The organism is Streptomyces mangrovisoli (assembly GCF_000974985.2).
Taxonomy (GTDB): domain Bacteria; phylum Actinomycetota; class Actinomycetes; order Streptomycetales; family Streptomycetaceae; genus Streptomyces; species Streptomyces mangrovisoli.
Genome location: NZ_LAVA02000129.1, coordinates 1 through 19,618 on the forward strand (window position 1 = coordinate 1; position 19,618 = coordinate 19,618).

The following is a 19,618-nucleotide window of genomic DNA, read 5'->3' on the forward strand; positions in this document are numbered from 1 at the left end:
GGGCCTTGGGGGCGGCGGGCGGGGCGGCCGCCGGACCGGCCGCGCACGAGCTGCCGGAGTACGCCGAGCGGGTCCTCGACGTCGCCGACCGGATTCCCCCCGGCCGGGTCATGACGTACGGGGACGTCGCGGAATGGCTGGAGGAGGGCGGCCCGCGCCAGGTGGGACGCGTGATGGCGCTCTACGGGAGCGTGGTGCCGTGGTGGCGCGTGATCCGTTCGGACGGCGTCCTGCTGCCCGGCCACGAGCTGGAGGCGCTCGCCCGCTACCGTGCGGAGGGGACGCCTCTGAAGGAGGCGAGCCGGGCCGCCGAAGGGCACCTGCCGCGGGTCGACATGCGACGGGCGAGGTGGGACGGCGGGACGGGCGACAAAGGTCACACCTGACAGCTTCCGCCATCGGGGCGGCCCGATGCGAACGCGTGACCCGTACGGGGTGGACGGGGCACGTCCCCCGGATGCCGTACGTTCGATGGGCGAGTGACGAGGGTGACGCGAGCGCGTCGAGGGAAGAAGCGGAAGCCCTGCTTCCGAACCGGCCGTCGGCGTAGCGTCGCCTCCACGCGTCCCCCTCACCCCGCGGCCACCGCCCCGCACGCGCGGCGGCCGGACAACCAGTACGACCACCAGGACCGGCGAACCACGTGAGCTCCTCTTTTTCCACAAGCCGCCTGCCGCACCCCCCGGTGCGGCAGGGGAACCGTGGCGCTTACCGACTGGTGCGTACCCCGCCGGCCGTCGTGGATCCCCCTCGTCTTGACGCAAGCCAGCGCGCGGTGGTTGAGCACGCGGCCGGACCACTGCTCGTCCTCGCCGGTCCGGGCACCGGCAAGACCACCACCCTGGTGGAGTCCGTGGCGGCGCGGATCGCCCGTGGCGGCGACCCCGCGCGGATCCTCGTGCTCACCTTCAGCCGCAAGGCGGCCGTCGAACTCCGCGACCGCATGGCGCTGCGCATGGGAGCCGTCCGCGCGCCCCAGGCCACCACCTTCCACTCGTTCTGCTACGCCCTGGTCCGCGCCCACCAGGACAGCGAGCTGTTCGCCGAGCCGCTGCGCCTGCTGTCCGGCCCCGAGCAGGACGTGACCGTCCGCGAGCTGCTCGCGGGCCAGGCCGGCCTGGAGGGGCTCGGACTCGCCCATGTGCGCTGGCCGGACGAACTGCGCGCCTGCCTCACCACCCGGGGCTTCGCCGACGAGGTCCGCGCGGTCCTCGCCCGCAGCCGGGAGCTGGGCCTCGGGCCCGACGCCCTGGACGCCTTCGCCCGGCGCACCGGCCGCCCCGACTGGCGCGCCGCCGCGGCCTTCCTCGCCGAGTACCTCGACGTCCTCGACCTCCAGGGCGTGCTCGACTACGCGGAACTCGTCCACCGCGCGGTGCTCCTCGCCCAGCGCCCCGGCACGGCGGCGGAGCTCGCCGCGCGGTACGACGCCGTCTACGTCGACGAGTACCAGGACACCGACCCCGCCCAGGTACGGCTGCTGCACGCCCTGGCGGGCGGCGGGCGCACCCTGGTCGCGCTCGGGGACCCCGACCAGTCGATCTACGCGTTCCGGGGCGCCGACGTGAACGGCATCCTGGACTTCCCCGCGGCGTTCCCGCGCCGGGACGGCCGCCCGGCCCCGGTCGAGGTGCTGCGCACCTCCCGCCGCTCCGCCGCCGCGGTGCTCGGCGCGACCCGGCTGCTCACCCAGCGGATGCCGCTGACCCGCCTGCCCGCGGACAAGGCGCGCGCCCACCGCGAGCTCGCCCCGGTGCGCGACGGGGGCCGCGTCGAGGTCTACACGTACCCGACGGCCGGCACCGAGCTGGACAACATCGCGGACATCGTGCGCCGCGCGCATCTGGAGGACGGCGTGCCCTGGGGCGAGATGGCCGTCCTGGTGCGCGCGGGCTCCCGCAGCATCCCCGTGGTCCGCCGCGCGCTCACCGCGGCCGGCGTCCCGCTCGACATCGACGGCGACGAGCTGCCCCTGCGCCACGAGCCCGCCGTGGCGCCGCTGCTGACCGCGCTGCGGGCGGTGGCGGAGGCGGAGGCCGCCGCGCGGGGGGAGCGGGAGGCCGCCGCCGGGGAGGGGGAGGTGGTCGGGCCCGACGCCCTTCGGGAGCCTGCGCCGGAGGGCGAGGTCACGGAGGCACCGGCATCCGCGCCCGCGCCCGCGCGTGGAGGCGGCGCTCCGGATGCGCCCACGCCCGTGCTCGGAGGCGACGCTGCGCCCGCGCCTGCGCCCGTGGTCGGGGGCGACGCTTCGGATGCGCCCGCGCCCGAGGGCGACGACGTACACGAGGTGGAGGACGCACCTGAGGCCCCCGCGTCCGGCGGCGACGCCGAGGAGGCCCCCTGCTGGCTCGGGACCGAGACCGCCCTCACGCTGCTCACCTCGCCCCTCGCGGGCATGGACGCCGCCGACCTGCGCCGTCTCGGGCGGGCCCTGCGCGAGGAGGAGCGGGCCGCCGGCAACGCCGTACCGCCGCCCTCCGACGAGCTGCTCGCGCGGGCGCTCGCCGAACCCGAGCGCCTGGTCGCGCACGACCCGGCGTACGCCCGCGGCGCCCAGCGCCTGGGTGTGCTGCTGCGGGCCGCCCGGGAGCGGCTCGCCGACGGCGGGAGCGCGGAGGAGGCGCTGTGGATCCTGTGGGCGGGTCTGAACCCGGCCAAGGGCATGCCGCCGTGGCCCACGCGCCTGGAGCGGGCCGCGCTGCGCGGCGGCGCGGCCGGCCGGAACGCCGACCGCGACCTGGACGCCGTCTGCGCGCTGTTCGCGACCGCCGCGCGCGCGGAGGAGCGCACCGGCGGCGGCGCCCTGAACTTCCTCGCGCAGCTCGAGGCCGAGGACATCGCCGCCGACACCCTCACCCGGCGCGCCGTGCGTCCCGACGCCGTACGCCTGATGACCGCGCACCGCTCCAAGGGCCTGGAGTGGCGCCTGGTCGTCGTCGCGGGCGTCCAGGAGGGACTCTGGCCCGACCTGCGGCGCCGCGGCTCCCTCCTGGAGGCCGACCGCATCGGCCGCGACGGACTCGCCGAGCCGCTCACCCCCGGTGCCCTGCTCGCCGAGGAGCGCCGCCTGTTCTACGTCGCCGCCACGCGCGCGCGTGAGCGCCTCGTCGTCACCGCGGTGAAGGCCCCGGCGGACGACGGCGACCAGCCCTCCCGCTTCCTCACCGAACTCGGTGTCGAGCCGAAGGACGTCACCGGGCGCCCCCGCCGTCCGCTGTCGGTCGCCGCGCTCGTCGCGGAGCTGCGCGCCACGACGGTCGACCCGCGCGTGTCGGCCCCGCTCAGGGAGGCCGCCGCCCGTCGGCTGGCCCGGCTCGCGGCGCTCGCCGACGAGGACGGCCGCCCGCTGGTGCCGTCCGCCCACCCCTACCGCTGGTGGGGCATGTTCGAGCCGACCGAGAGCAAGGTGCCGCTGCGCGACCGGGACAAGCCGGTGGTGCTGTCCGGCAGCGCCCTCGACCAGCTCGCCAACACCTGCTCCCTGCAGTGGTTCCTCGGCCGCGAGGTGAAGGCCGACGCGCCCGCGACCGCCGCCCAGGGCTTCGGCAACGTGGTGCACGTCCTCGCCGACGAGGTGGCCTCCGGCCGTACCCCCGCCGACCTGGCCGTCCTCATGGAGCGCCTGGAGTCGGTGTGGAACGCGCTGGCCTTCGACGCGCCCTGGAAGTCCGCGCAGGAGAAGTCCAACGCGCGCGTGGCGCTCGAACGCTTCCTGAAGTGGCACGTCATGGACCGTGCCGGGCGCACTCCGGTGGCCAGCGAGCACGACTTCGACGTGACCCTGGAGGCGGGCGACTTCGAGGTCCGCATCCGCGGCCAGATGGACCGCGTCGAGACCGACGGCGACGGCCGCGCGTACGTCGTCGACTTCAAGACGGGCAAGCAGGCGCCCACCGCGCGCGAGATGGCGCACCATCCCCAGCTCGCGGTCTACCAGCTCGCGGTGCGGGAGGGCGCCGTGGACGACGCCTTCGACGGCGCGCGGCCCGAGGCGGGCGGTGCCGAGCTCGTGCAGCTGCGCCAGGGCGCCGCCCAGCGCGACGGCGGCGAGACGCTGCCCAAGGTGCAGGCCCAGGAGCCGCTGGAGGGGGAGTGGGTCGGCGACCTGCTCGCCAACGCCGCGGGCAAGGTGCTCGACGAGCGGTTCACCCCGACCACGGGCCAGCACTGCACGCACTGCGCGTTCCGCGCCTCGTGCAGCGCCCGCCCGGAGGGCCGGCAGGTGGTCGAGTGACGAGGGGATTGGCCGACGGGTGGTGCGGTGACGAGGGGAGCGGCCGACGGGTGGTCCGGTGACGACGGGAGCGGCCGACGGGAGGGGCGGCACGCGCTCGACCACGGTGGCGGATGAGCCCCCGGAGACAGGTGCCGACAAACTGTGACGTACCGCACCACCCGTGCTGACCTGCGCTTCTCCTGAACCACCAGGCCGATCGGACCTCCGTTGTCGGTGCTCGCCGCTAGCCTCTCCGACATGCCCGCCCGTATCACCGATCCCGAGCAGCTCAAGGAGCTCCTCGGGATCCCCTTCACCCCGGAGCAGATGGCGTGCATCGTCGCGCCGCCGGCCCCGCAGGTGATCGTGGCCGGCGCCGGGTCCGGCAAGACCACGGTGATGGCGGCGCGCGTGGTCTGGCTGGTCGGCACCGGCCAGGTCGCCCCCGAACAGGTCCTCGGCCTCACGTTCACCAACAAGGCCGCCGGCGAGCTCGCCGAGCGCGTGCGCAAGGCCCTGGTCAGGGCGGGCGTCACCGACCCCGACCTCATCGACCCGGACAACCCCCCGGGCGAGCCCGTGATCTCCACCTACCACGCCTTCGCGGGCCGCCTGCTCACCGACCACGGCCTGCGCATCGGGCTCGAACCGAGCGCCCGCCTCCTCGCCGACGCCACGCGCTACCAGCTCGCCGCCCGCGTCCTGCGCGAGGCCCCCGGCCCCTATCCCGCGCTGACCCGCTCCTTCCCCGACCTGGTCAGCGACCTCCTGACGCTGGACTCCGAGCTGTCGGAGCACCTGGTGGACCCGGCGCGGCTGCGCGCGTACGACACCGAACTGCTGCGCACCCTGGACGGCGTCGGGCTCACCAACCCCGATCTGCGCAAGGCCCCCGAGGCGGCCGCCGCGCGCCGGGAGCTGGCCGACCTGGTGGTGCGCTACCGGGCCGCCAAGCGCGAGCGCGACCTGCTCGACTTCGGCGACCAGATCGCCCTGGCCGCGCGGCTCGCCGGACTGCCCGAGGTCGGCCAGGCCCTGCGCGAGGAGTTCCGGGTCGTCCTCCTCGACGAGTACCAGGACACCTCCGTGGCCCAGCGGGTCCTGCTGGCGGGGCTGTTCGGCGGCGGCACCGGCCACCCCGTGACCGCCGTCGGCGACCCCTGCCAGGCCATCTACGGCTGGCGCGGCGCCTCCGTCGCCAACCTCGACGACTTCCCCGAGCACTTCGCCGGCGCCGACGGCGGCCCCGCCACCCGGCAGTCGCTCAGCGAGAACCGGCGCAGCGGCGGCCGCCTCCTCGACCTCGCCAACGGCCTCGCCGCGCCCCTGCGCGCCCTGCACGCGGGCGTGGAGGCGCTCCGCCCGGCCCCCGGCGCCGAACGTGACGGCATCGTGCGCTGTGCGCTGCTGCCGACCCACGCCGAGGAGATCGGCTGGATCGCCGACTCCGTCGCCCATCTCGTCCGCACCGGTACGGCGCCCGGTGAGATCGCCGTCCTGTGCCGTACGGCGACCGACTTCGCGGAGATCCAGGGCGCGCTGGTCGCCCGCGACGTGCCGGTGGAGGTGGTCGGCCTCTCCGGGCTGCTGCACCTGCCCGAGGTCGCCGATCTCGTCGCCGTGTGCGAGGTCCTCCAGGACCCCGGCGCCAACGCCTCCCTGGTCCGGTTGCTGACCGGTCCGCGCTGGCGCATCGGCCCGCGCGACCTGGCCCTGCTCGGGCGCCGCGCCCGGCTGCTCGTGGCGCACGCGCGCGTGGCCGCGGACGACGACCCGGACCGCCGGCTCGCCGAGGCCGTCGAGGGGGTCGACCCGGCCGAGGTGATCTCCCTGGCCGACGCCCTCGACACCTTCCTGGAGACACCCTTCACCGGCCTCACCGACGAGGGCCGCGACGACGGGCTGCCGTTCTCCCCGGACGCGCGCGTGCGTTTCGCGCGCCTCGCCGCCGAGCTGCGCGACCTGCGCCGCTCGCTGTCCGACCCGCTGATGGACGTCCTGCACCGCGTGCTCGCCGTCACCGGCCTGGAGGTGGAGCTCTCCGCGTCCCCGCACGCCCTGGCCGCGCGCCGCCGCGAGACCCTGTCGAACTTCCTCGACGTCGCCGCCTCTTTTGCGACCGCCGACGGCGAGGCCACCCTGCTGGCCTTCCTGGGTTTCCTGCGCACCGCCGCCCAGTACGAGAAGGGCCTCGACAACGCGCTGCCGGGCGGCGAGAACACCGTCAAGGTGCTCACCGCGCACAAGTCCAAGGGTCTCGAATGGGACGTCGTGGCGGTGCCCGGACTGGTCACCGGCACCTTCCCCAGCACCCAGGGCCGCGAGAAGTGGACCGCCCAGGGCAAGGTGCTGCCGCACGCTCTGCGCGGCGACGCCGACACGCTGCCCGACATCGAGGCCTGGGACTCCCGCGGCATGAAGGGCTTCCACGAGGCGATGAAGGAGCACCAGCACACCGAGGAGCTCCGCCTCGGCTACGTCACCTTCACGCGCCCCCGCTCCCTGCTGCTCGGCTCCGGCCACTGGTGGGGCCCCAACCAGAAGAAGCCCCGCGGCCCCTCGGACTTCCTCCAGGAGCTGTACGAGCACTGCGCGGCCGGCCACGGCGAGATCGAGGCGTGGGCCGACGCGCCGGAGCAGGGCGAGGAGAACCCGGCCCTGCACCTGGCGACCGCCGACCAGGTGTGGCCGCTGCCCTTGGACGACGCCGCGCTGGCCCGCCGCCGGGCCGCCGCCGAGACGGTCCTCGCCCACCTGGAGGCGCTCGCCGCGCACGACGGGGACCACCCCGCGGCCGCGCACGACCCGGGCACCCACGACGACCCCGACTGGCCGACCCCGCCGGACGAGGACACCGCCTTCGAGGACCCCTTCGGCGACCCCTACGGCGACCCCTTCGAGGAGGACCCGGCCGACGCGTACGTGCCCGGGGAGGACCTCGGCGGGGAACACCACGGCGAGGAGGACGGCGGCGACTGGGACTCCTGGACCACCGCCCGCCCGGTGCTCCCGCACCAGGCGACCGGCCCCGCCGAGCCGGTCGGCGCGCCCGACCCGGCCGAGCCCGTCCACGCGACCGCCCCCGGCGGCCCCCCGCGCCCGACGGCCCCCGCGGACGTGCCCCCCGCCCGGCCGCATCCCACCGAGCCCGTGTCCGCCCGTCTCACCCCGGAGGAGGCCCGCACCGTCGCCTCCTGGGACCGGGACCTCGACGCCCTCGCAGGTGAGCTGCTGCGCGCCCGCCGCGCCGTCATGGACGTACCCCTGCCGACGACGCTCACCGCGTCCCAGGTGCTGCGCCTGGCCGCCGACCCCGACGGTCTCGCGCAGGAACTCGCACGCCCCATGCCGCGCCCTCCACAACCCGCCGCGCGCCGGGGCACCCGATTCCACGCATGGGTCGAGGCGCGCTTCGAGACGTTGACGCTCCCCCTGCTGGATCCGGAGGAGCTGCCGGGCGGCGACGCGGAGATCGCCGACGAGCGCGATCTCGAAGCCCTCAAGGAGGCCTTCGAGCGCACCGAGTACGCCCGGCGCACCCCCTACCGCATCGAGGCGCCCTTCCAGCTGTCCATCGCGGGCCGTGTGATCCGCGGCCGTATCGACGCCGTCTACCGCCGGGGTGCGGGAGCTGCGACGACGTACGAGATCGTCGACTGGAAGACCCACCGCCACCGCACCGCCGACCCGCTCCAGCTCGCCCTGTACCGGCTCGCGTGGGCCGAGCAGCAGGGCGTGCCGCCGGAGTCGGTGGAGGCGGTCTTCCTGTACGTGCGCGACGGCGAGGTCGTACGGCCCGAGGGACTGCCGGGCCGTGCCGAGCTGGAGCTGCTTCTCGGCGAGCAACCATTGTGTGACGAACCGCCCAACGAGGATGTCGGTGCGGGCCGATAGGCTCGTGACCATGAGCCAGACCCCGGACAGCGCCGTCCGTACGTACATCGAGCAGCACCGCGCCGCCTTCCTCGACGACCTCGCCGCATGGCTGCGCATCCCGTCGGTGTCGGCCCAGCCGGACCACGCCCCCGACGTACGGCGCAGCGCGGACTGGCTCGCGGCGAAGCTGCGGGAGACCGGCTTCCCGACGGCCGAGGTCTGGGAGACCGCCGGCGCCCCGGCGGTGTTCGCGGAGTGGCCCTGCGACGACCCCGGCGCCCCCGTGGTCCTGGTCTACGGCCACCACGACGTGCAGCCCGCCGCCCGCGAGGACGGCTGGGACAGCGACCCCTTCGAGCCCGTCGTCCGCGACGGCCGGCTCTACGCGCGCGGTGCGGCCGACGACAAGGGGCAGGTGTTCTTCCACACACTGGGCGTGCGCGCCCACCTGGAGTCCACCGGCCGCACCACGCCCGCCGTGCACCTGAAGCTGCTCGTCGAGGGCGAGGAGGAGTCCGGCTCCCCGCACTTCCGGGCGCTGGTCGAGGAGCGCGCGGAGCGGCTCGCCGCGGACGCGGTGATCGTCTCCGACACCGGCATGTGGTCCGAGGACACCCCGACCGTGTGCACCGGCATGCGCGGCCTCGCCGAGTGCGAGATCCGGCTGTACGGCCCCGACCAGGACATCCACTCCGGGTCCTTCGGCGGCGCCGTCCCCAACCCGGCGACCGCCGTCGCGCGGCTCGTCGCGGCGCTGCACGACGAGCACGGGCGGGTGGCCGTCCCCGGCTTCTACGACGGCGTCGTCGAGCTCACCGACCGCGAGCGGGAGCTCTTCGCCGAGCTGCCCTTCGACGAGGCGAGCTGGCTGCGCACGGCCAGGTCCCACGCCGCCCGGGGCGAGGCCGGGCACACCACCCTCGAGCGCGTCTGGGCCCGCCCCACCGCCGAGGTCAACGGCATCGGCGGCGGCTACCAGGGCCCGGGCAGCAAGACGATCATCCCCTCCTCCGCCATGGTGAAGCTCTCCTTCCGCATGGTCGCGGGACAGGACCCCGGACATGTCGAGAAGGCCGTCCGCGCGTGGGCGGCCGAGCAGGTGCCCGCCGGAGTCCGGCACGAGATCACGTTCGGCGCGGCCACCCGCCCGTGCCTGACGCCCCTGGACCACCCGGCCCTCCAGTCCGTCGTCCGGGCCATGAGCAGGGCCTTCGAGGGCCCCGTGCGCTTCACCCGCGAGGGTGGCTCGGGCCCCGCCGCCGACCTCCAGGAGGTGCTCGGGGCACCGGTGCTCTTCCTGGGCATCTCCGTCCCGTCCGACGGCTGGCATGCGCCGAACGAGAAGGTCGAGCTGGCCCTGCTCCTCAAAGGCGTCGAGACCACCGCGTACCTGTGGGGCGACCTCGCGGAGCACTGGCGCCATGCCGTCTGAGGACTTCGGTCCCGGCAGAGCGCCGTCCGGCGCGGGGCACACTGGAGGGGTCGCCCACCCCGTCCCCGCCGGACCCGGTCCTGCCGCACGTCCCGCCGAACCGACTGCCGAACCACCCATTTCCCCGGGGGAGTTGGAAGCACCCGTGACCATCTGGACCGACCACACCGCCGACCGACCCATCTCGCTCACCGCCCCCAGCGGCGTCGACCGCGCCGCCCACCACCGGCTCGACGAGGCCTGGCTCGCGGCGGCGTGGAGCCATCCCACCACCCGATGCTTCGTGGTCTCCGGCGGTCAGGTCCTCATCGACGAGACGCCCGACGGCCGCACCGAGCTGGTCATGACGCCGTCCTTCGAGGCGCCCCTGACCGAGGCGCACCGCTACTTCCTCGGCACCGACGAGGACGGTGTCAGCTACTTCGCCCTCCAGAAGGACGGCCTCCCCGGCCGCATCGACCAGTCCGCCCGCCCGGCCGGCCTGCGCGAGGCGGGCCTGCTGCTGTCGCCGCGCGACGCGGGCCTGATGGTGCACGCCGTCGGCCTGGAGAACTGGCAGCGCACCCACCGCTTCTGCTCCCGCTGCGGCGAGCGCACGGTGATCGCCGCGGCCGGCCACATCCGCCGCTGCCCCGCCTGCGGCGCCGAGCACTACCCGCGCACCGACCCGGCCGTGATCATGGCGGTCACCGACGACGCGGACCGCATCCTGCTGGGCCGCCAGGTGCACTGGCCGGAGGGCCGCTTCTCCACCCTCGCGGGCTTCGTGGAGCCGGGCGAGTCCATCGAGCAGTCGGTGCGCCGCGAGGTCTTCGAGGAGGCCGGCATCACCGTCGGCCGCGTCGAGTACGTCGCGAGCCAGCCCTGGCCCTTCCCCTCCAGCCTCATGCTGGGCTTCATGGCCCGCGCGACCACGACCGACATCCAGGTCGACGGCGACGAGATCCACGAGGCCCGCTGGTTCTCCCGCGAGGAACTGGGCGCCGCCTTCGAGTCCGGCGAGGTCCTCCCGCCGTACGGCATCTCGATCGCGGCCCGCCTCATCGAGCTCTGGTACGGCAAGCCGCTGCCGACCCGAAGCTTCGTCTGAGGGCACGGCCCGCACGCGAAAGACCCCCGACGGCCACGGAGGCCGTCGGGGGTCTTCTCGGTGCGGGGGTGGCTCAGACCGCGAGGGCCTGCTTCACCTGGGCGAGGCTCGGGTTCGTCATCACGACCTCGTCGCCACCGGCGGTGGGGGTCACGCGCACGGTGGGAACCGTCTGGTTTCCGCCATTCGCCTTCTCCACGAACGCGGCCGACGCCGGGTCCTGCTCGATGTTGATCTCCGTGTAGGCGATGCCCTCACGGTCCAGCTGGCTCTTCAGCCGACGGCAGTAGCCGCACCACGTGGTGCTGTACATCGTCACAGTGCCCTGCATGTCGCTCGTGCTCCTTCGCAGCCCGGGGGAGGTCGTCCGAAGGCAGAACGTACGCGACCGGGCCCGCCATTCCCGCCCGGGGTATCCGGACCCACGTGACATCCGCCGCACCCGCCGCCCGGGGACCGCCGCGACACCCCGGCCCCCGCGCCGTTCATCTCGTCATCCGGTACGACCGCGAGGGCCCGCCTGTGGACAACCGGCCCGGCTTTCCCCGGCGACCTGGCAGCATGGCGGTGTGACAGCAGCAACGCCCTCCCCCCTCTTCCCGCAGGCACCGGACTCGGCCGACGCGGTGCTCGAAGGGCTCGACCCCGAGCAGCGCGAGGTGGCCACCGCGCTGAACGGGCCGGTGTGCGTGCTCGCGGGCGCAGGCACCGGCAAGACCCGGGCGATCACCCACCGCATCGCCTACGGCGTCCGGGCGGGCATCCTGCACCCCTCCACCGTGCTCGCCGTCACCTTCACCAACCGCGCCGCCGGCGAGATGCGCGGCCGGCTGCGCCAGCTCGGCGCGCAGGGCGTCCAGGCCCGCACCTTCCACTCCGCGGCCCTGCGGCAGCTCCAGTACTTCTGGCCGAAAGCGATCGGCGGCTCGATGCCCCGGCTGATCGACCGAAAGATCCAGTTCGTCGCCGACGCGGCCGCCGCCTGCGGTGTCCGCCTCGACCGCAACGAGCTGCGCGACGTGACCGCCGAGATCGAGTGGTCCAAGGTCACCCAGACCGTCCCCGCCGACTACGCACCCGCCGCCGTCAAGGCCGGCCGCGAGGCCCCCCGCGACCCCGCCGAGATCGCCCGGATCTACTCCGGCTACGAGGACCTCAAGCGGGACCGCGCCGTCATCGACTTCGAGGACGTCCTGCTGCTGACCGTGGCCGTCCTCCAGGACCGGCACGACATCGCCGACCAGGTCCGCGCCCAGTACCAGCACTTCGTGGTCGACGAGTACCAGGACGTCAGCCCGCTCCAGCAGCGCCTGCTGGAGCTGTGGCTCGGCGAGCGGGACAACCTGTGCGTCGTCGGCGACGCCAGCCAGACCATCTACTCCTTCACCGGCGCCACCCCCGACCACCTCCTCGACTTCCGCGCCCGCCACCCCGGCGCCACCGTGGTCAAGCTGGTCCGCGACTACCGCTCCAGCCCCCAGGTCGTCCACCTCGCCAACGGCCTGCTCGCCCAGGCGCGCGGCCGGGCCGCCGCCCACCGACTGGAACTCGTCTCCCAGCGCGGCCCCGGACCCGAACCCGCCTACACCGAGTACACCGACGAGCCCGCGGAGGCCGAGGGCGCCGCCCGCCGCATCCGCGAACTGATCGACGCGGGCACCGCACCGAGCGAGATCGCGGTCCTGTTCCGCACCAACGCCCAGTCCGAGACCTACGAACAGGCCCTCGCCGACGCCGGTGTCCCCTACCAGCTGCGCGGCGCCGAGCGCTTCTTCGACCGGCCCGAGGTGCGCAAGGCGGGCGTCGCCCTGCGCGGCGCGGCCCGCTTCGGCGGCAACGACGCCCTCCTCGACGACGTCGTCGACCTGCCCTCGCAGGTGCGCGCCGTCCTCTCCGGCGAGGGCTGGACCTCCCAGCCCCCGGCCGGTTCCGGCGCCGTGCGGGAGCGCTGGGAGTCCCTGGCGGCCCTGGTGAACCTCGCGCACGACTTCGCCGCCGCCCGGCCCGGCGCCACCCTCGCCGACCTCGTCGCCGAGCTCGACGAGCGGGCGAGCGCCCAGCACGCCCCCACCGTGCAGGGCGTCACGCTGGCCTCCCTGCACTCCGCCAAGGGCCTGGAGTGGGACGTCGTCTTCCTGGTCGGGGTCGCCGAGGGCATGATGCCGATCACCTACGCCAGAACCGACGAGCAGATCGAGGAGGAGCGCCGGCTCCTCTACGTCGGAGTCACCCGCGCCAGAGAACGGCTCCATGTCTCCTGGTCCCTGGCCCGATCGCCGGGCGGGCGGGCCAGCCGGCGCCCGAGCCGCTTCCTCGACGGGCTGCGCCCCGGCTCCTCGGCGGCGGGCGGGGCCCGGGCCGCCGCGGGGACCGTGGGCGGCATCGAACGCGGCGTCACCGGTGTCGGCACCGCGGCGGCCCCCGTCGTGCGCCGCGCCCAGCGCACGCCCGCCCGCTGCCGGGTGTGCGGACGCACCCTCACGGACGCCGGCGAGATGAAGCTGATGCGCTGCGAGGACTGCCCCTCCGACATGGACGAGGGCCTCTACGAGCGGCTGATCGAGTGGCGCGCGGAGCAGGCCCGCCTCACCGGTCAGCCGGCGTTCTGCGTCTTCACCGAGAAGACCCTGATGGCCATCGCCGAGACCGTCCCCGAGGACGCGGCCGACCTCGCCCGCATCCCGGGCGTCGGCATGCGCAAGTTCAAGCGCTTCGGAGCCGATGTTCTGGCCATCTGCGCAGGCCAGGATCCCGCCGGGGTGACGGATGACGACTGATGCGAACTCGTCGAAAAAATAGTTTGCACATGCCCCGGCAATCCCCATAGGTTCTAAGCACGGAAACGGCGGCCTTCTCCGAGGCCCCGACTCCGTGCTGTACTTACACCCATACATGCCGGACTGGTTCACCCCAGTCCTCGAGACGCCGAGAGGAGGCGAGTCCAGTGATCAGCATCAAGACCAACACCAGCAGCATCGTCAAAATGACCGATCGCTCGGCCGTCTCCCTGTGCATCCTCGGCGCCTCCAACCCGGGCACCGGTCTGTCCGGCATTCGTGCCGCGCGTCCGGTCTCCTCCCTGTCCCTTGCGGGCCTTCCCGTCCGCGAGCGTGATGAGCGACCGACCAAGGCACTGGAAGCAGTAGCGGCACAGGCCCACGCCTATGCCTTTACGGCGGCCGGTGCCGGCAGCCGGAAGCAGACGACGCAGCACCACCTGATGTGGGCCTTCCGTGGGCCAGAACCCTGGAGTGATCCAGCCTGATCGATCAGGCCGGCGCCTTCAGGGCCGCGGAACCCCATCCGGGATCCGCGGCCCTTCTGTTTTCCCCGAACGGGGAGAGCGGTGCGAAGGGGCCTCGGGACAACAGCAGAACCCGGTACCAGCCGCCACCCGGTCCACCCGACCGGAACGACCGACGAGGAAGACCAACCGTGCAACTCGAAGCGCACGCCCCGTCCGTACCGCCTTCCGAAACGATCCCCCCGCCCGGCCTCACGGAGGACTCCACCTTGATCCCGCTCACCGCGCTCACCGCGCTCGACGACGCCATCGAGAACCTCGGCGTACCCGTCCCCTGCCGCTCCTACGACCCGGAGGTCTTCTTCGCCGAGTCGCCGGCCGACGTCGAGTACGCCAAGTCCCTCTGCCGCACCTGCCCGCTGATCGAGGCCTGCCTCGCCGGCGCCAAGGAGCGGCGCGAGCCCTGGGGCGTCTGGGGTGGCGAGCTGTTCGTGCAGGGCGTCGTCGTCGCCCGGAAGCGGCCGCGTGGCCGCCCGCGCAAGAACCCGGTCACGGCATGAACACCGCAGGAACCATCGACCGTCCCTTCACGCACGACCCCAAGAAGCAGGCCCCGATGAAGCCGTCCACCAGCGAGCCCAGCGGCTCCGCGACCCCAGACTTCACCACCACCGGCGCGACCGTCTCGCGCCAGAACAGGACCCGAGAGATGCAACTCATCCCAGAAGCCCTGGCTCGTGCGCATATGCACGAGCGACTGCATGAGGCCGAGCGGGAGAACCGGGCGATGCGCCTGGCGGTGGCCCGCCGGATGCAGCGCCGGGCCGAGCGCGCCTCGCTGCGTGCCCGCCGCGCGCTCGCGATGGCCGTCATGCAGTGACCGACCGGTCCATGGCGATCATGCGGTGACCGATGACAGCGGCGGCCGTCGTCTCCCCGGGCGGGGGGGCACGGCCGCCCGCGGGGGCGGGTCCGGGTGAACGGACCGGCCCCCGCGGTGCGTTGTGCTGCGGTATGCGCCGGTGGCGGGGATATCGTCGCCAAGGTGACGAGTCCTGCCGGAGACAGTGACAACGGCGGCTCCGCGGAGCCCCGGCCTCTCGTGTGCGCCCGCTGCGGCATCCCGGCCCCCGGGCCGGCGCCCATCACCTGGACCTGTTCCGTCGAGAACGGCGGCCGCCGCTACTTCTGCGACCGCTGCTCCCGCGACCACCTCAGATCCATCGAGGGCCGGCTGGACTCCTCCTGGTGGTGAGACCCGCGCGGGTCATGCCTCCGCGGCCGACTCCTCCGGCTCCTCGGCCTCCGGCACGAAGCCGGGCAGCCACTCCTCCAGCTCGTCCCGCAGCCGGACCGTCGCGTTCAGCTGGCACAGCACACCGATCGTGCTCAGCGTCACACGGTGTATCAGCAGGTACGACGGCGGCAGGTTGAGCCGGGTGCCCAGCTGGTAGGCGGGGGAGCGGGGATCGGCGATCCGCGCCGCCTGGCTGCGCATCCAGCCACGGGTGAACGTGAACTCGTCGACCTGGGCGGGCTCGATGATCGGCAGCAGATAGTCCAGCACCGCGTCGGGATCCAGCTTGATCGACTCCTTGACGAAGCCCTCGGCGCAGAGCAGCTCGTAGACCGAGTCGGCGTCGCCGTCCAGCGTCATCCGCAGGGAGTCGCCGATCGGCGTGGGCAGGCCGCCGGGCAGCCGGTCGACCGTGCCGAAGTCGAGCACCCCGAGGCGCCAGTCGTCCTCGCCCTCCGGGCCGCCCGGCAGCAGCCGGAAGTTGCCCGGATGCGGGTCGGCGTGCAGCAGACCGGTGCGGGCCGGACCGGAGAAGAGGAAACGGGCCAGCAGCTGCCCCGCCCGGTCACGCTGGGCGGTCGTGCCCTCCGCGATCACCTCGGACATAGGGATGCCGTCCATCCACTCCGTGACCAGCACCTGCTCGCACTGGTGCACCACCGCGGGGACCACCACGTCGGGATCGCCCACGAACTCCTGCGCGTGTTCCCGCTGGGCCTGCGCCTCCAGACCGTAGTCCAGCTCCTCCGAGACCCGGTCGCGCAACTCCGCGATCAGCGGCTTGATGTCCATCCCCGGGATCAGCGGGCCCAGCAGCCGCGCGAACCGGCTGAGCTGCGTCAGGTCGGACAGCAGGGCCTCGCCCGCGCCGGGGTACTGCACCTTGACCGCCACCTCGCGGCCGTCGTGCCACACCGCGTGGTGGACCTGCCCGATCGACGCCGCCGCCGACGGCTTCTCCTCGAACTCCAGGAACAGCTTCTGCCAGTCCTCGCCGAGCCGCTGCGCGAGCACCCCGTGCACGGTGCTCGTGGGCATCGGGGGCGCCGACTCCTGCAGTTTCGTCAGGGCCGCCCGGTAGGGACCGGCGATCTCCTCGGGCAGCGCCGACTCGAAGACGGACAGCGCCTGCCCGAACTTCATGGCGCCACCCTTCAGCTCCCCGAGCACCTTGAACAGCTGCTCGGCGGTGCGCTGCTGCAACTCGCGCCCGACGATCTCCGCGGACTCGCCCACGATTCTCTTGCCGAGTCCCCAGGTCGCCCGGCCGGCGAAGCCGAGCGGGAGCGCGGCGAGCTTGGCGGTCCGGGTGACCGCCTTCCGGGGAAGATCAGACATGCGCCCTCCAGGTCCCAGTCGGCCGCGCCGCGTCTGCCCGGTGTCGTGACACCGTCGTCGGCCGTTGCCCCGCCATTGTCTCGCGCGCCTCCTCGTCCATTGAGGTCCGCTCCCCTTTTGCTTTCTCCGCGCCGCCGCACGGACATGCCGGGTGCGGGGCGACCGTCCGGGCGCGCCAGCTCAGCGCGGGCAGTGACACCTCCCAGCGTGCACCCACGCTCGACGGAACGAACCCGTCGAGAAACGCCAGCGCGTGCGCCGCGGCGAGACCCGCGACCGTCGTGGCCAGCGTCAGGTCGCACGGCGGCACCTCGCGCGGCCTGCGACAGCGCCACTGGGCGACCAGCCGGGGCCAGGCCGGATCCCGGTCCGCGCGGTGCGCGTGCAGGCAGCCCGCGCAGGCGCTCCGGCCGGGCAGTACGAGCGGGCCGACCACCCCGGTCGCCTCCACCACGCCGGCGTGCAGATGCGGGGTGCCGGTCTCGGTCAGCGGAGCGCTCACCGCCGGATCGGGGGTGTGCACGGCGACGTCGTCCCGCGGGGCGAGCACCACCAGCGTGTTGCCCGGCTCGCCGCCGGTCCGCGCCGCGGGGGAGCGGCGGCGCGGCGCCTGCGGCGCGGACCGGCGTACGGCGCCGCGCGCGGCCTCGGTGCGGCGCGCGCCGACGCTCTTCGCGGGCAGCCCGCCGGGGGTCACGTCCCAGGGGTGCACCTCGCCGACATCGCGTACGTCGACCTCGCCGACCCCGGCGGCCGACAGCAGCCGGGCGATCGTCACGCCCACCCGGCCCGCGCCCCGCACCTGCACCCGTGTCGCGCGCCGCGCCGCGAGCAGGTCCAGGGCCTCGCCGGGCCGGGAGGTGACCAGGGTCAGCGAGGCCAGGTCCGGTCGCAGCCGGTCCAGGGCATCCGGTCTGTCGCGCAGCGCGGCGGCGGCCGGGCCCGCCGCGGTCGCGTCGTCGAGCAGCCCAGCCTGCGCCAGGTGTTCCAGCACCGCGTCGACCTGGCCGTCCGGCAGATCGCAGCGGCGGCCCTCCTCGCGCAGCAGGGCGAGTCCCCGCGTGCCGTTGAGCTGTTCGAGGAAGCTGCCCGTCGCCGTGTCCACCGGACCCAGGGTCAGCGCGTGTGCCGGAGTCATCCCGAACTGCACGGTGTTGAGGTCGCGCCAGCCGCGCCGGAGCGCGGGCTTCACCATCGGATGCATGACAGGCCCCCGTTGCCCTGGAAGTGATGGTTCGTCCGGCAGGGACGGTTTCGTTCCTGCCGACGACCGCCAGCATGCCCCGGCCCGCCGGACCGTGCCGAAAGTTGTCCACAGGCAGTGGGTGATCGTCGTACGAATCGAGCGGCGTGGCTGTACGAACCGAGTGGCGTGGCTGTACGAACCGAGTGGCGTGGCTGTACGAACCGAGTGGCGTGGCTGTACGAACCGAGTGGCGTGGCTGTACGAACCGAGCGGCGGCGCCGTACCGATCGAGCCGCGGCGCCGTACGAATCGAGCGGGGGCGTTGTACGAATGGGACGCGAGCGCCGTACGAATCGGACGCGAGGGCCCGGGATCGCGATCGAACCGTCCCGGACCCGGGACTTCCCCCATGTGCAGCGGGTAACGTCGGGGCGTGCCCGCCGACCCACTCAACCGCGCCGGAACACCACAGCGCAGCACGACGAGCCTGCCGCAGAGCGGCTCGGGGGCGAGCGCGATCGAGGTCCGCAGGAGTGCCCGTCGCCGCCGGACGGTCTCCGCGTACCGCGAGGGCGATCGCACCGTCGTACTCATCCCTGCCCGGATGTCCGAGGCCGAGGAACAACGCTGGGTGAGCGTCATGCTCGACAAGCTCGCCGCCCAGGAGAGCCGCCGGCTGCTCGGCGACGCCGAACTCGCCGAACGCGCGCAGCGGTTGTCCGACCAGTACTTCGGCGGCCGGGCGCGGCCCGCGACCGTGCGCTGGGTCACCAACCAGAACACCCGCTGGGGCTCGTGCACCCCCGCCGAGGGCAGCATCCGCCTCTCCCATCGCCTGCAGGGGATGCCCGAGTACGTCGTCGACTACGTGCTGCTGCACGAACTCGCGCATCTGCTGGTGCCCGGTCACGGCCCGCGTTTCTGGCGGCTGCTGGAGGCCTATCCGCGCACCGAACGCGCCCGCGGCTACCTCGAAGGAGTGGTCGCGGCCGACCGGTTGCCGCACCAGCCGGGCCCGCGCGGCGACTGACCCGGATCCGCCTCGTGGCACGGGGCGCCGGGAAGCGGCCGACAGGACCCGTTGTGTACCGGGTGTGTACCGACTTCTTCCGTTGTCCGCGTTTGCGGTTAGCCTGGCGCGACGCACTCACATTCGGGATGGGGGACGGTCGTTACGCATGGCCAGGGAATTCCAACGCGGCCACAAGGCCAAGATCAGTGACCTCACCGCGGGCACGGACCTGTACATCGGCGTGCAGATCTCCGGTCCCGGACTGACCTTCGACATCAGCTGCTTCGGTCTCGACGCCGACGAGCGCCTCTCCGACGACCGGTACTTCGTCTTCTTCAACCAGCCGAAGTCCCCCGAGGAGTCCATCCAGCTGCTGGGCGCCCAGTCGGGTGACACGGAGTCCTTCCGGGTCACGCTCGACCGCATCCCCGCGCAGATCCACAAGCTGTCGTTCACCGCGACCCTCGACGGCACCGGCCAGATGTCGCAGATCGCCCCCGGATACCTCCGGATCGTGGCCGGCGGCGAGGAAGTGGCCCGCTACTCCTTCAGCGGTACGGAGTTCACCACCGAACGTGCCGTGATGCTCGGCGACTTCTATCTGAAGGACGTCTGGCGGTTCGCGGCCGTCGGCCAGGGCTTCGACGGCGGCCTCGATGCGCTGCTGAAGAACTTCGGCGGCGAGGTCCTCGAGGAGGAGACCCCCGCCCCGCAGCAGCCCCAGTCCGGCGCCGCCCCCGGCTTCGCCCCGCCCCCGCAGGCCGCGACCCCGCCGCCGTTCGGCGCCCCCGGAGCCCCGGCCCCCGCGCCCCAGCAGGGATTCGCGCCGCCGCCCGGCGCCACCCCGCCCCCGGCGCCCGCGCCCGGCCCGAACGTGCATGCCGCGCCCACCCTCATCGCGCCCCTGGCCCCGCCCGGGATCGGGGC

The 19,618-nt window shown here is 74.0% G+C and carries 15 protein-coding genes; 12 read left to right on the plus strand and 3 right to left on the minus strand.

Going from position 1 to position 19,618, the window contains the following annotated elements; all coding sequences use genetic code 11:
* The first annotated feature begins 5 nt into the window (after window positions 1-5).
* From WN71_RS37365 to nudC, 5 genes are all read left to right on the plus strand, one after another.
* Entirely contained in the window at window positions 6-386 is a 381-nt protein-coding gene (locus WN71_RS37365; protein ID WP_046591232.1) for an MGMT family protein, read from the plus strand.
* 257 nt (window positions 387-643) lie between these two features.
* Window positions 644-4,234: an ATP-dependent helicase gene (locus WN71_RS37370; protein ID WP_079178411.1), complete on the plus strand. Its 3,591-nt coding sequence runs from the start codon at window positions 644-646 to the stop codon at window positions 4,232-4,234.
* A 240-nt stretch (window positions 4,235-4,474) separates the two neighbouring features.
* Window positions 4,475-8,110, plus strand: coding sequence for an ATP-dependent DNA helicase (locus WN71_RS37375; protein WP_046591209.1), 3,636 nt, complete (start codon window positions 4,475-4,477; stop codon window positions 8,108-8,110).
* 10 nt (window positions 8,111-8,120) lie between these two features.
* Complete coding sequence (locus WN71_RS37380) at window positions 8,121-9,524, plus strand: dipeptidase (protein WP_046591208.1); 1,404 nt, start codon at window positions 8,121-8,123, stop codon at window positions 9,522-9,524.
* A 145-nt stretch (window positions 9,525-9,669) separates the two neighbouring features.
* Entirely contained in the window at window positions 9,670-10,614 is a 945-nt protein-coding gene (nudC, locus tag WN71_RS37385; RefSeq protein WP_046591207.1) for an NAD(+) diphosphatase, read from the plus strand.
* 73 nt (window positions 10,615-10,687) lie between these two features.
* Here nudC and WN71_RS37390 read toward each other — a convergent pair whose 3' ends face one another.
* Entirely contained in the window at window positions 10,688-10,945 is a 258-nt protein-coding gene (locus WN71_RS37390; RefSeq protein ID WP_046591206.1) for a mycoredoxin, read from the minus strand.
* A gap of 238 nt (window positions 10,946-11,183) precedes the next feature.
* On the opposite strand from WN71_RS37390, the gene WN71_RS37395 reads away from it, so the two are divergent.
* The 5 genes from WN71_RS37395 (at window position 11,184) to WN71_RS41650 (ending at window position 15,113) form a co-directional block, all read left to right on the plus strand.
* A complete protein-coding gene (locus tag WN71_RS37395) occupies window positions 11,184-13,391 on the plus strand; it encodes an ATP-dependent DNA helicase UvrD2 (protein WP_079178412.1) in 2,208 nt (735 codons plus the stop codon).
* Window positions 13,392-13,558: 167 nt separating this feature from the next.
* Window positions 13,559-13,879: a hypothetical protein gene (locus WN71_RS40540; protein ID WP_079178413.1), complete on the plus strand. Its 321-nt coding sequence runs from the start codon at window positions 13,559-13,561 to the stop codon at window positions 13,877-13,879.
* A gap of 170 nt (window positions 13,880-14,049) precedes the next feature.
* Entirely contained in the window at window positions 14,050-14,418 is a 369-nt protein-coding gene (locus tag WN71_RS37400; protein WP_010984500.1) for a WhiB family transcriptional regulator, read from the plus strand.
* On the plus strand, window positions 14,415-14,738 hold the full coding sequence (locus WN71_RS37405) for a hypothetical protein (protein WP_046591204.1): 324 nt from the start codon (window positions 14,415-14,417) through the stop codon (window positions 14,736-14,738). The genes WN71_RS37400 and WN71_RS37405 overlap by 4 nt, the downstream gene beginning before the upstream one ends.
* 165 nt (window positions 14,739-14,903) lie before the next feature.
* Window positions 14,904-15,113 (plus strand): hypothetical protein, encoded by a 210-nt coding sequence (locus WN71_RS41650; protein ID WP_143074928.1) that lies wholly within the window; start codon window positions 14,904-14,906, stop codon window positions 15,111-15,113.
* 12 nt (window positions 15,114-15,125) lie between these two features.
* On the opposite strand, the gene WN71_RS37410 is transcribed toward WN71_RS41650, so the two are convergent.
* Both WN71_RS37410 and WN71_RS37415 read right to left on the minus strand, forming a co-directional pair.
* The gene (locus WN71_RS37410; protein ID WP_046591203.1) at window positions 15,126-16,493 is read right to left on the minus strand and encodes an ABC1 kinase family protein; all 1,368 of its coding nucleotides are present in this window, start codon (window positions 16,491-16,493) and stop codon (window positions 15,126-15,128) included.
* A complete protein-coding gene (locus WN71_RS37415; protein WP_046591202.1) occupies window positions 16,486-17,697 on the minus strand; it encodes a TOMM precursor leader peptide-binding protein in 1,212 nt (403 codons plus the stop codon). Before WN71_RS37415 ends, WN71_RS37410 begins: the two co-directional genes overlap by 8 nt.
* A gap of 415 nt (window positions 17,698-18,112) precedes the next feature.
* Between WN71_RS37415 and WN71_RS37420 the strand changes: the two genes are divergently transcribed.
* Together WN71_RS37420 and WN71_RS37425 are read left to right on the plus strand one after the other, a co-directional pair.
* Window positions 18,113-18,709 (plus strand): M48 metallopeptidase family protein, encoded by a 597-nt coding sequence (locus WN71_RS37420; RefSeq protein ID WP_063777737.1) that lies wholly within the window; start codon window positions 18,113-18,115, stop codon window positions 18,707-18,709.
* Between the two features lie 148 nt (window positions 18,710-18,857).
* A partial coding sequence (locus WN71_RS37425) for a TerD family protein (protein WP_143074929.1) occupies window positions 18,858-19,618 on the plus strand: 761 nt, incomplete at its 3' end.